The organism is uncultured Gemella sp. (assembly GCF_963525875.1).
Classification (GTDB): domain Bacteria; phylum Bacillota; class Bacilli; order Staphylococcales; family Gemellaceae; genus Gemella.
Window position 1 is genome coordinate 1 of record NZ_CAURMG010000016.1, and the last position, 14190, is coordinate 14190.

9 protein-coding genes are annotated in these 14190 nt (G+C 27.5%); 1 reads left to right on the plus strand and 8 read right to left on the minus strand.

What is annotated here, in order from left to right:
- The 8 genes from RWQ73_RS04320 to RWQ73_RS04355 form a co-directional block, all read right to left on the minus strand.
- Window positions 1-3200 (minus strand): YSIRK-type signal peptide-containing protein (locus RWQ73_RS04320; RefSeq protein ID WP_314406832.1); only part of this gene is annotated, 3200 nt, incomplete at its 3' end.
- 939 nt (window positions 3201-4139) lie between these two features.
- Window positions 4140-6164, minus strand: coding sequence for a hypothetical protein (locus tag RWQ73_RS04325; protein ID WP_314406833.1), 2025 nt, complete (start codon window positions 6162-6164; stop codon window positions 4140-4142).
- A gap of 2 nt (window positions 6165-6166) precedes the next feature.
- Window positions 6167-7168, minus strand: a complete 1002-nt coding sequence (locus RWQ73_RS04330) for a glycosyltransferase family 2 protein (RefSeq protein WP_314406834.1) — start codon at window positions 7166-7168, stop codon at window positions 6167-6169.
- 170 nt (window positions 7169-7338) lie between these two features.
- Window positions 7339-7581, minus strand: a complete 243-nt coding sequence (locus RWQ73_RS04335; RefSeq protein WP_314406835.1) for a hypothetical protein — start codon at window positions 7579-7581, stop codon at window positions 7339-7341.
- 2 nt (window positions 7582-7583) lie between these two features.
- Entirely contained in the window at window positions 7584-8084 is a 501-nt protein-coding gene (locus tag RWQ73_RS04340; protein ID WP_314406836.1) for a hypothetical protein, read from the minus strand.
- Between the two features lie 160 nt (window positions 8085-8244).
- Window positions 8245-10395 carry a YhgE/Pip domain-containing protein gene (locus tag RWQ73_RS04345; protein ID WP_314406837.1) on the minus strand — a complete coding sequence of 717 codons (2151 nt, stop codon included), beginning with the start codon at window positions 10393-10395 and terminating at the stop codon, window positions 8245-8247.
- Window positions 10396-10520: 125 nt separating this feature from the next.
- Window positions 10521-11168, minus strand: a complete 648-nt coding sequence (gene nrdG, locus RWQ73_RS04350) for an anaerobic ribonucleoside-triphosphate reductase activating protein (protein ID WP_314406838.1) — start codon at window positions 11166-11168, stop codon at window positions 10521-10523.
- Window positions 11169-11547: 379 nt separating this feature from the next.
- Window positions 11548-13164 (minus strand): ABC transporter ATP-binding protein, encoded by a 1617-nt coding sequence (locus tag RWQ73_RS04355; protein WP_314406839.1) that lies wholly within the window; start codon window positions 13162-13164, stop codon window positions 11548-11550.
- Window positions 13165-13527: 363 nt separating this feature from the next.
- Here RWQ73_RS04355 and pcp point away from each other — a divergent pair, with 363 nt between their 5' ends.
- Window positions 13528-14175 carry a pyroglutamyl-peptidase I gene (gene pcp, locus RWQ73_RS04360; protein WP_314406840.1) on the plus strand — a complete coding sequence of 216 codons (648 nt, stop codon included), beginning with the start codon at window positions 13528-13530 and terminating at the stop codon, window positions 14173-14175.
- Window positions 14176-14190 lie beyond the last annotated feature (15 nt).

A 14190-nucleotide genomic window follows, 5' to 3' on the forward strand; every position in this document is an offset into this window, starting at 1 on the left:
ACTGGTTGTTCTTCTTTCCCTGGAACTGTTGGCTCTTCTTCTTTTGGCTTTTCAGGTACTCCTGGTTGAACAGAAGTAGCATCCTCACTATGTATAACTTTTGGATCTGTTGGAACCTCTACAATTTCAGGCTTACTCACTACTTCTTTTGTCCCTCTTACTATAATTTTATCTATTTTTTTCTTGTTCTCTACAGTTATTTTTTCTATAACTTCTCCCGTCATACTATTTAATATATACGTCGTTGTCGTAATATTTTTACCATCTTCCCCTTCTGTTTTTACAAACTCTTTACCTTTATCTAACGAAGCATCTTCTTCATAAACAACTTCTCTTGGGATTTTGATCTCCTCTATTTTAGACTTAAGCCCTTTTGTAATAACTGTATTTATGGCTTCTGTTCTTACTGAAGTTCTACTTATTTCTTCTATATTATTCGTCTTTTTATTTAATCTTGATTTTATAGTTGTAACAACTTTACCATCTTTCCCTGTAATTTTATTAATGTACCCATAATCTTTTGTATCATCTCCAGTATAAGTTACTTTTAATGGAAGCCTTTCTTCTTCAGTTGTTGTTACTGTTTCTCCATATAACACTTTAACATTTACATTTACATCTAGTTTATCAAAACTATTATCATTATAGACTACTTTTACCTTTGCTTCTTTATTCCCAGCACTTGAAACATTCGGGACAATCTCCCAGATTATGCCTTTTATCGGTAAATTATTTTTTTCGATAGTTAACTCTGCATTAGGCATATCCCCTTCGTATATTTCATAAAACTTCTTAATTGGCTCATAATAATCTTTTTGTTTTTTATTCAGAACATATAAAGCCGCTGCGATATTTTCTTCTAAACTAGCAAATTTATTTTTTTCTTCTAACAACTTATCATAAGTTTCTATTGCATCTAAATTACCTTTCACACCTTCCAAGATTTTATTATAATTATTTAGCAATTCAACTTTTCTGCTATTAAACTCATTTACCACTTCTGATGGTTTAGATGCAGTATTCGTATTTTTAAATGTCTCAAGTTTATTACTAACCCTTGTTATCTCATCTGTTAATAAGGTTTTGTCCAATCTTAAGTCACGAATTGAAGTTTTATATTCTTCTAGCAATGTATTCAATTGATTAGTTAAAGATTTTATATCCTCTTGCTTAGCACTACTGTTTCTTAACAATTCTTCTGCTTTTTGTAATTTATTTTTCAACTCTTCTTTTTTAGATAAATAATGATTTGTTGTTTCTGTAGTCTTATGGTCGGCATCTACAATCTTATCTCTTTCAGCAGTTGCCTTTTGTTTAACAGCTTCTAGCTCTTCAAAATTCGGCAATACATGTACTATTACATTAATATTAGGATTTACAGTTTTTCCTAAATAGCTTATTGTTACCGGTAAAGTATAATTAACTGCTGTTGATTGAATTTCTTCAGGAACATTTATATTTAATGTTGCAGTTCTAGGTAAATTATCTAAATTTAGTTTTTCTAAAACTTTTTCTCTCGGAATTTTATTTAATGCCAATATTTCTACTGGATTTTGATCTTTTAATGAAATTTTTATATTCTCATTTACTATTTTTGTTACTTCTTCTTCTGTAGGTTCTGCTATTTTCAAGTTTTTCAGTATTGGATTTTCTTTCCCTTTACCGCTAACTCCAGTTCTTTCTCCTATATTAAAATTATCATTATCATTTAACATTGCTGAGAAATAGGCATTAGAACTATGTTCTCCCCCTTCTATATTGGTCATAACATCACTATCATTATATAATATTTTTACAATCTTATCCCCACTCATTCCATAATGCTTTATTTTTCCTTCTTTAGCTAGCTGTTTACTTAAAATACTCTTATTATATAAATCTCTATTCAGAATAGATGCGTTAATTTTTGGAGCATTAAATGTTGTAGCTTTTTTAAAAACATTACGATAAAAATTTCTATATTTCTTAGCCACTGATTCTATCCAATATCCATTTTCTTCATTTGCTAATTTATGCAACTTTACCAGCGCACGTTGAGTTAGGTATCCTCCTAAGGAATGTCCTGTCATATAAAAATTCTTTATATCATCTCTTTTACCAATTTCTTTTATTATTTCTTCAATCTCTTTACCTTGCTGTGGATCTTGACCTAATGTAACAACTACGTCATTACTCACATCTTTACTTCCTTGAGTTCCTCTTATCGCAAGAACATGAACTAAACCATCCGGTAAAATTGGTAATGAACTCTTAGTCTTAAATATCACTGCATCAAGACCGCTATCATAATGATAAGTTTTATCAATCTCCCAATAAGGTGAAAGCTCATTATGCATAAGTTCATATTCATTCTTTGCTTTAGAATCATCTTTTACAATATTATCAGCCTTAGTCCACTGGTAATCTTTATTTAAAACTTTTTTAATATATTCATCATCTCGATATACTAACTTCATAAACATCGCCATATCGCGATCTGTCACATACCACTTGAAATTATCATCATCTCCCTCTTTACTTAAATCACTTTGATCATGATCTGTCAAACCATCTCCATCGGTATCTTTTAAAAATGGATGCCCATAATATCCATAATAAGTTTTTCCATTTTTTTCATAGATATAAATTTCACTACCATTTTTTGCACTATCTCCATCCTTATCTTCATTTGCTTTTAATGGCGTTTTTCCAAAAAGTAAATTATCAATCCTACCATCTTCTGTCGTTATTAAACCTTTTGAGATTTTCACAAAATCATCATCAGTTGCAAATCGTTTTACAGATTCTCTTTCTGAATCTACAGATCTTTTCCTACGAGGTTTTGGTTTTTCAGCAATAGTTTCTTCTACAGAACTCTTCTCTTTTATTGATTCACCATTCTTTTCTGTTAAATAATTTTTTTCTTTTATTAAATCACTTTTCTTTTTTGGTGAATTATTTTCTATTGTATCTCTTGAAGCTACTCTTTCAATATCTCTAATTTCATTTGTCACATTCACTTCACTTTTATATGTTTCTTTTGTTTTTTTCTTTTCTATAATAATGTTATTTTCTTTATATATATTTTCACTAGTATTCGTTTCATTGGCTAAAGCTGGTGATGCTAAAAATATAAATGCACCTACTAACACTGAAAATGTTCCAACACTAAATTTCTTAATCGAATATTTTAATACTCTTCTTTTGTCTTTATTTACCATGGGTACTCCTTACTATTATATTTTTTTATACTAGATTGATAGATAAACATAAAAAATTAAATCAATAAATCTAGTTTTTATATCAACGGCTACAAGATACAAAAAAATCAAAATATATATTGAATATATTAAATTAAACTAAAACTTCTAAATATTTTTTAAAAAATTTTTATAAAAAACTTATAAACATAATGGTTTATTAGATATCTAATAAATTTTATAAGACAGAATCAATAAAATTAATTTCTCTAAAATTATGATTTTTAAGTAACTCTCATCTAATGCATCATATTATAAGCTAGATTATTCTATGAAATTTTAATAAATATAACTATACTTAATTAGAAATCTTCATAAAAATATATTACGATTATTTCATACTCATTCCCCTATTAAATAAAATAACTTCTGCAAAATAAAATTAATAAACTATTAAAAAATAAAAGATATATAATTAACTATATATTTTTTTATCAAACAAAATCTCCTTATCTATAACAATATCCATTTTTCTTTTAAATGGATTATATCCCTTAGACTCTATTTTAGAGTTTTAATATTTATTTGTCAAGAATTTATAATAAATACTATCTCTATTCAAAGTCATAATATTATTATATTTACACCATAAATTCGTTCCTAATAAATAAATAAAATTATAAATAATAAAATACAAAACTAGCTACTATGATACTGAGCAAAAAGACTCAAATTTTAATATAAAAACTCATGAACATAGCGATTTATCAATATCTAAATTTACTTTATGAGGATTTTTTGGATATCTATTAAAGTTTGTGGGGCCTCAACAAAATCACTTTCTTCAAAATTATATTTTTTTGTCACTCACTTTTCATAATTATATAAAAAAGCTCATCCGAAGATGAGCCTCATATTATTCTTATTCAAAATTATGAAACTTCTTTTTTCTATATTTCATTAATACCACCAAAGTTTTTGGTATCTATGTCCTATTTGTAATGATAAATCTTTTTTATTTTGATCTGCACCATTAATATACAATTTCCCTGCTTCGTACATATCAATCATTTCATTAGGTACACTAGAAATAACTATACTACCGTTATTATCACTTTCTACTTGTGAAAATCTTACACTATAATCACCTGCAGGAAGGTCATCGAAGTACCAACGTAAAGTGTACGTTTGTAATGGTAATTCCCAATACAACTCACGATAGATAAATTCATGTTCTCGTACTACTTTATTATCTTTTTTATCTATTATTTCCACTTTATACTTCGAATTGTTTTTCTCATCATATGATGAAATATATCCTCGAATATAATTAAAACTGCGATTAGCTTTAAATGTTTGTTCAACTTCTGTATCTTTATTAACTCTAACTATTCCATCACGTAGATAGTTATCTGTTGCATATATACTAATACCGTTAATTACACGCGAATCATAGTCTAAGTTCATTGAATATGATGGTCTTAAGAAACTATCACTACCTACTTGAAGCGCAAAAACTACACCAAAAGCTATATAAAGTTTTTTCTTGTATTTATCAAATATTATAGTTTCATATCTTTCAGCAAATAGTATTAGCCCTTTTGCACCTAAAATAAAGATTATTGGCATCCATGCATAAACATATCTTGGTTTTGCTTCCCAAATTAAATGGAACATGAATACTCCAAAAATAATAATCTGGAATAAGAAACAAGATGTTATATACTCTTTTCTACGTTTATATATATAATAAACTATTCCGAACAAAATCACGACATACATCATTTGAGAAAGATATATAAAGAAACTATTATCACTTCCATAGAACAATTGCCATAAGAATCCATCTCCATCTCTTAATGCACGTGTTCCATTAGTGTAGTTTATTGTTCCATCACTCCAATTACCTCTTATTTTAAGAACTATCATAAGTAAATTAAGGAAAAATGGTCTATGAGTCACCCTATTAAAGAATAAGCCAAGGTCATCAGTCATCTTATTCTGACTAAGGTAAGTAAATTGGAAATCTTGCCAGTTATAACTTCCACCTTGGATACTCATCCCCATCATTACCCAGTGTAACATAGGGAATCTATAACCATCATCTTTCCAAAATCCATAGTGTTCCCAAAGAATATCAAATCCTTTGCCAAAGAAGACAAATGCAATTCCAAAGGTTATCAGTAATAAAATTAAATTCTTATACCATTTAAAAAATAGTAAGTACACAATTAATGCGGGTAAGATAATAATAATATTAGATCTTAAATTCCACGCAAATGCCACCAAAATAGCCACTGCCACAATATGCTTTGTTCTAAAGATGAAACTACCATCTGATGGAATAAGAACATATATTATTAAAGCTACCATAATTACCATTAGAGTATCTGAATAATAGAATAAACTATACATTTGGAATGGAATATATAATATCATTAATCCAAAAATTATTGTTTGTTTTTGTTTTGTTAGTAATTTTCCAGCAGTTTTATGAGTTAAGAATATTGTTGCTGTTGTTACTAAGAAACAGAATATGTGTAAAGTCCACACTTCTGATATGTGTAAAAATGCAGCTATACGATATATCCAATAAAGGATTATTGTAGGTGTTATATTATTCGGATAAACTAAGAAGTATCTCTCCCCAGAGAATTTTCCGTAGTTTAACATATAATGTGCTTCGTTTTCTATCTCTGCACCATCCGAAAAGTTTAGTGTATCCATAGATAAAATAATCGCCTGGAATATTAAATAAACTAATATAATAATTCTATTATATTTTTTTAATCCTACTTCGTCTGTTGCTAAAACTTTTTTTACTGCGTAAATAAACAGTATAAAAACCACAGGCACTCCTAAAATTAGTGCTAATGGATTTAATATTCTTTCATACACAAAAGGTGCTACATATGCCCAGGTCAAAGCTATTGTGAATAAAGCTATAAATATATATGAAAACACATTATGTAATATTCGCCTCATAACTATCTCCTATCCTTTCTGTTAAGATGATTAGCAAAAACTATCGGAGACATTGCCATCATCGTTTTATTAATAAAGGTATCACTCTCAAAATAATCTTTTCTAGATTTTATTAACTCTAAAATTTCTATTTCCTCGGACATATTTTCATGCATTCTTAACACATCAAAAAGTAAATATCCACATAGTAAATTTAAACTATCTTCATACTTTTTATCCTGTTTAAATTCTTCTATTTTATTAAATGCAATCATTATTCTTCTTGTTGAAGCTTCAATCATTGCATTATTTCTTACAGATTTATTTTCTTCTAAATCTTTGTAACCTATTTTTGCTATTTGACTAACTTTTCCTGCTACATCAAAGACACGTAATTTAAAATACAAGTTCTCCAACGCTAACATATCCTCTTGAAATCTTACATTATAAATATCTAAAAATTTCTTCTTAAATATACAAGCAGTTATATTGTAGTTTAAATCACTTTTCAATCTCTTAATTTCTTCTACTAAATATTTCTGACCCGACGAAATTTTTCCATCTAAAATACTAGGATAACCGACTCTTGTCAGCATTGCTATATCAAGATTTTTTTGAGAAATTTCGTCGAATAATAATTCTAAATACGTTGATTTTAATTTAGAGTTTTCTTCAACAAAAACCACATATTCACCTTTAGCAAATTCTAACGCACAGTTTTTAGCTGAAGAATTAGATCCTAACTGTTTTTTTATATAGTTTATTTTGTTATTGTTAACCCCAGCTACCGCTTCTTCTATATCAGAATCCGAAAGGTCATCAACTACAATTATTTCAAATTCTTGAAAAGTTTGATTAAATAAATCTTCTATTACACTTTCTAATCTACTTACGCTTCTATATGCAGCTAGGACTACTGTAATTTTTGTTTTATTTGTTGTTTTTATTTTTTTCGTTAATATTTCATTTCCCAAAAGCATTGTATCTAAAAATATATCTTTTGTTCTATCTAATGTTCTAACCATAATCTATCCTCTATATTTTAAGGTTTTATCATTTTATTATATCATAAATACAAGGTTTTTTCATTTAGTATGAGAAATATAGTTTTACATCTTGTCCAAAACAAAAATGGCACAATAAAAACACCTAGTAAAATCCACTAAGTGTTTAAAACATCTTTTACTATAACCTTTTAATACCACACTAAACTTTCTTCATCAGGCATTTCCCCGGAATCAAATAATCTTTTAACATATGCTTTGGCTTTATTGGCATAAATAGGGTATCCTAATTCTTGATCCAGAGTAGATTCAACAACTACATCGACATTACCTGTTTTCTCGTTTATTTCTATCATCCCAGGTGCGGTATTATTTTCTGGATAATACCAATATCCAGTACTTTTTGAATTGAAAATTTTAACAAATTTTATCATGGTTAGATACCTCCTTCTTTAAGCCATTTAACTAACGCTTTTTGATAGTTATATTTTTCTTGTGTTATATTATGAGCCTCAAAATAACTTAATTTACAAGCGGTCATTAAGTTTGACTCCATAAGTTCATGTTGTAAAAGAATAATATCATGCTCTTGGATATTCTTACCCTCTCTCAACCTTCTCCATGATTCTGCCATATTATAATCAGGAGTAAATCTCTGCATTTTTCCACTTAAATTATGTTCAGTAATAAATATATGATTATATATTTTTTCTATATCAACTTTAGAAAATCCTGTATTTTTAGATATCACATTTACTTCTAAAACTCTATCTCTTTTTCTTACTGCTTCATAAAACTTAACAGCATGTTTATCACGATTTATTTGATACGGGTCATTTTTATCATTCCACGCCCCGTATATTGCACCTTTTATCTTCATATCTTTATTATACACCTTTTTAAGTTTATCTTCAATCGATTTCTTAGGTACTTTCACTATCGTGATTCCTGAAGAAACAAGATTTTGTCGAGTCACCCCCACAAAGTGTATTAGATATCAATAAACTACTGCATCTGTGAGTTCTCATATAAACTTTTTTTAATTTTGGACTTTTGAACAAAAAACTTACCTAATTTCTACTAAGAATCTATAAATCTTATAAGAATAACTTAGAACGTTCTCTTTCTCTACTCAATTTAGCAGAACGTGCTTTTAAACTGACTAGAATTGCTCCTCCAACTAAAACTACAATTAGATAGATAAATAATATTTTTATATCACGCTCTACCGCTGGAATATATACACCACCTACCGCTTCACGTAGTAATCCTATAGAATATGTAAATGGTACTTTTGGATATAACGCTTGGAAAAATTCTGATGTCATTTGAATTGGGAACGTTCCTCCTGAACTTCCTAATTGTAATACTAATAATACTATACAAACAGCTTTCCCTACATTTCCTAAAATACACACTATAGTATAGATAATTGAAGAAAATAGAAGTGAAATCAGTAATGCATATAATACAAACCTATATGGTGAGGTCGCTTGTGTTCCAAGAACATACATATCCCCTAGTGTAATTATTAATGTTTGGAATAACGATATAATTACAAATAATAGCCCTCTACCAAAATATTTTTGATATGGTTTATATTTATTTTCCTCATCTTCTACCTTAGTAGTTAATAACGAAGACATTAATAATGAACCAACCCAGATAGAAAGAACTGTATAGAATGGTGTCATTGCTGAACCATAGTTTTCTATATGGTAAAGCTTATTCTCTTGAAGTTTAACAGGATTTGCGAAAAATTCCGCCTGTTGTTTATAGTTAACCTTCAATAAATTAAACAGTTGATTTTTATCTATCCCGCTATCAGCTTTTTTAATTTCATCTATTAGCTTTTGAATTTTACTCTTTGCAGATGGCATTTGTGCTTGCAATGATAATAATCTCCCATAAGCATTGTTTATCTTAATCTCCGCTTCTGATAACTTTCTCTCGACTGCTGGAAGCTCTCCTTGAGCATGAGCAATTATGCCACTCACCTTATCTATATTCACTTCAGCCTTATTAAGCACTTGCGAAATCAATGGAGCTATCTCATCATTTAATTTAGAATTTATATTTATTGAAACTTTATTGACTCTAGCAGATTTATTCACAAATTCATCTTTTACAGTATCTGCTATTTCATCATAATGATCCATCTTATTGTAGATATTATTATTTACTTCTTTTATCATCGCAATATCATTTGATAAAGTTGTTACTCTTTCAAGTTGATTATTAAATAATCTCTCATTTGATAGATTATTAAAATATTCAAAAATATTCTTCACAAGTTGTAGTCTCTCTCCACTCGCTTGAAGTCTACTATCTAAAGCCTTTTGTCTAGCTTTTATCTCTTCTGTTTTATCTGGTTTTTGTTGAATTTCTTTTGCTATAACATTAACTTCTCTAGATACTTCCTCTACAACATTAAGATGATTATTAATAATTGGTAATAATCTTTCATTGAATCCCTGAATATTATTAATAGTAATTCCGGCCTTATCTGCTAACATAATACTATTAGTCGCTACTCTATCTATTTCTGGCAAGATGTTTTGAACACTATTCAAAACATTTGAACCGTGCTCTACTTTAGAAATTAACTCACTTACAGCTTGTTCATATGTAGAAAAGTTATCATTTAATTTAAAAATCTCCTGTTTAGCCTTTTCTATTGAAGGTAAATTTTCCTCAAATTTAATACCCACTTCATGTAGTTTTTCAAAAATTATACCATTAGCTGTTTCTACAAAGTTTTTACTAATATTATTAGCTATTGCTGAAGCTCCACTATTAGTTATTTTTGGACTAATAGCATTAATTTTCTCATTTACCGTGTACTCAATTGTTGCCCTTTGAGGTTCTGTTCTACTAACAGAAGTCATATCTTTACTAAAGTTTTTTGGAACTACTATACTCGCATAATAATCACCTATTCTTACTCCATTCTCAGCTTCTTCTTTATTAGATACAAACTGCCAATCTAGGTTCTTATTATTTTTTAATCCCTCAACTAAACTATTACCTAAGTTTAATTTCTTTCCATCAACAATATCTCCCCCATCTTCAGAGGTAACTGCAACTTTAATATTATTTGTATGACCGTACGGATCCCATGAAGATAATATATTCGGCCATGCATACATTGATGGTAAAAATATTAAACCTACTATAATTATCCAGGTATTAGTTTTTCTAAATACTTCTTTTATATCCTTTCGAAAAATCTCTATAATATTTTTCAACTTTTAATCTCCTCTCTATAGTTTCTTAATAAAAATAATTAGAGATACTTTACATCCCTAATTATTAACTTAAATATTATATCATGAAAAACTTTCTATTAAAAGTAATTTCGTCTTGAATATTACTATTCTAAATATAGCACTACATTATCCTTACTCGAATTTTTTAAATCTATAATTCTTTGATTACTACTTCCTCTAAATCTAAGACTTAAGTCTTTTAGAAAAATCATAAAAGGTCCATCTACCAATACATCACATAAACTTAGTAATTCTTTTTTGTCCTCACTACCGTTTAGGAGTTGTTCATATGTGTAACCACTATATACCCAGATATCTTTTGTTGAACCGAACTCATCTCTAACTCTTTTAGCTAACGTTCTAGCTACTTGAGTATTAAGGAACGGCTCTCCTCCTAAAATTGTTAGTCCTTGTACATATGAATTACTTAAATCTCGTATTATTTGATCTTCTATTTCTTTAGTATATAATTGTCCAGCATTAAAGTTTTGAATACTTTCATTAAAGCATTCTTTACAAGCGAATAAACATCCGCTTAAGTAGATTGAACATCTTACTCCCTCTCCATCAACGAATTGAAATGGTTTATAATCAGCATATTTTTTCTTAGAATAAGCTTCAGCTAGCCAAGTATCGTTAGCTTCTTTAAATGTTCTCATCATACACTTTTTATTAGTAGTTTTCTTAGTAGCACTGTATTCTGAATTATCTATCGTGCTAATAATTGTTCTTAATTTTTCTTCTCTAGACAAAATCCTCACCCCTTATGTTCATATAATATCATTTTTAAAAACAAATTACAATTTATCTTATAAAGAGATCCTCAAAAATCTTTATTTTTGAGAAATCGATTTTATCGAGTAACAATAATACAGTTTGGTTAAATACCTAAAAAGTTTTTATAAAGCAAAATTGGATATCAATAAAATACTATATCTAAGATTCTCATATAAACTTTCTTAAAATTTGGAACATTTGATTCAGCATCTTCAAAATAAATCTTATATAAAACAACAAAGAAAGACTTAGGAAAATTAATTTTTATAAAATCAAAATCCTAAGTCACTAGTATCTAACTTCATGTATAAGCATTACTAATCTATGGTAATTTTTATAATATTATTCTTAATTCTATTTAATTTCTATAATTTCTGTAGCAAATTTATCAAATTCCTTACTATGAGTTATTATCAAACTTGTAATATTATGTTCTTTTAAGTAGTTAAAAATATTTTCTACTATTAATTCACTCAAATTCGTATTCATAGCACTTGTTGGTTCATCCAAAATAATGAACTCAGGTCTCCTTATTAATATTCTAGCCAACTCTAATCTTTGCTTTTCTCCACCACTTAAGTTTTTTCCATTTTCCTTCAATAAATAATTATATCCTAGTTTATCAATCAATTCTTGCAGATGTAATAATCTAACTATCTCGTCAAGTCTATCATCATATGAATCCCCTAAGAGAATATTATCTCTTATTGTAGCTTCATATATGTATGGTTCTTGATTTACTTTTAGAAATTCTCCTAAAATTTGTATATTATTCTTATATATATTTTTTTCATTAATCAAGACTTCTCCATCTAGTTTATATGCACCCTCTTGCAAGTTTCTTAATATAAGATTAGATACCGTCGTTTTTCCTACGCCACTTCTTCCTTTTAAAACTAGAAAATCACCCTTATTAATTTCTAATCTAAAATCAGATAAAATCAGATTATCTTTAAAATAAAAACTAGATATATTGACATTTACACTGTTAAATTCACTTAATTTTAATAGCTCTTTCTCTTCATCCCTTTTATTATTGAAAGTCTTAGACAACTCACTTTCTATCTTATGAGCAGTCTGCCTAACAGTTATTTTATCTGATATAGAATTAATAGGTTCATCTAACATTCTAACTGTAGAAAATATTGCAATAGCCGAACCTACGGAAAAATCTTTATATATTATAAAATACACTGAAAGTAATAGAGAAACAATGGGTAATATAAATGCAACAGTAGCAGATATACCTACATATAGCGAAAAATACTTTGCTAAATTAGTATTAACCTTTATTCTTTTATTTATAATGTTCTCTTTAAGGTAATCTATAAAGTACTGTTCTTTGTTTAATTGTTTTAAATCAAAATAACCTAATATTGACTGAAGTATATATTGATTAGTTTCACCTAATAATTTCTGTTCACTCTTCATACAATTCGAAAGCTTCTTACTTATTTGTTTTATAATAAAAAAGCATACCAATATTACAGAGAATAATATAAGTGTTATCGAAACATTATACCTGCACATAAATATCAATATAGAAAACAAAATAAAAGACTGCGTTACTAAAATAACTTTACCTTGAGAATACCAATCTGATATCTTTATGCTATCTGACGTTAACTTAGATAATATTTCGCCACTTTTTGCTTCTTTAAAATCATTATATTCACTTTTTAAAAACTTATCATAAAAATACTCTAAAACAGAAAAATTTCCAAGAAAGAAAAGTTTTCTTAGAAAATATTGAGAAAGAAATAGCAATAAAAAATAAAATACTAATACTACTATCGAGTATTTAACAAAATGATAAACTCTCTCAAAATCTTTAGATATCAAACTATCTAAGATAACTTGAATAATAAAAATTGATGTTAAATTTACTATAGTTCTTAGTAATATAGAAATTATAGTAATAAGTTGAACAATATACAACTTGTTATCATAGTATTTTTTTGTACGATACATAAACTTCTCCTCCCCATTTATTACACATTACTTCACATAGCCTTATTTTATTAGCTAACAATAAAGTAAAACTTATCTTTTCACAAAAAACATCTTAGATAATAAATAGATTATATCATTTTTTCAGAATAATGTAAATTTAATTCTTAAAAATCTGAAAATTAAATTTAAGGAATTAATGATTTATTTTACTACGAATTACAATTTATCTCCTAAAATTATAAAAATGCTATTTTCAAATTTTCTAAACTGTTTTATAATTATTATAATTTAAAAATTTAATTAATTGAGATGTGATAATTACCATAGAATATTATTAAGTTAATTATTACAATATATTTTTTAAAAATTACGAGGTGTTTTATGAGAGTATTAATAACTGGTTTTGATAAATTTGGGGGCGATAATATTAATCCTTCTAGTTTATGTGTTAATAGCTTACCAGACAATATCGATAATATAGAAATAAAAAAAATTACCCTACCTACAGTCTTTAAAGATAGTTCACAGGTTTTAGAAGAAAATATAAAATCATTTTCTCCTAATATAGTAATCTGCGTTGGGCAAGCTGGAGGAAGAAGTAAAATTACACCTGAACGCATCGCTATTAATATTGATGACGCTAGAATCCCAGATAATATTGGAAATAGCCCTATTGATGAAACTATAAGAAAAGATGGAGAAAATGCATATTTTTCTACACTGCCAATAAAAGCAATTGTTGATGAATTGAATAAAAACAATATTCCTTCTGCAATTTCTAATACTGCCGGGACTTTTGTTTGCAATCATATTATGTATGAGGCTTTATATCTAACTTCAAAAAAATATCCAAATATTAAAGCTGGATTTATTCATATCCCTTATATTGAAGAACAGGTTAAAGACAAACCTAATATGCCTTTTATGAAAAAAGAAGACATTATCGTTGCTTTAGAATTAATAATAAAAACTGCTGTGAATTTTTATGATAAAGAAGATACAAAAATAACAGGTGGTTTAGAACATTAATTATCTCTATGTATT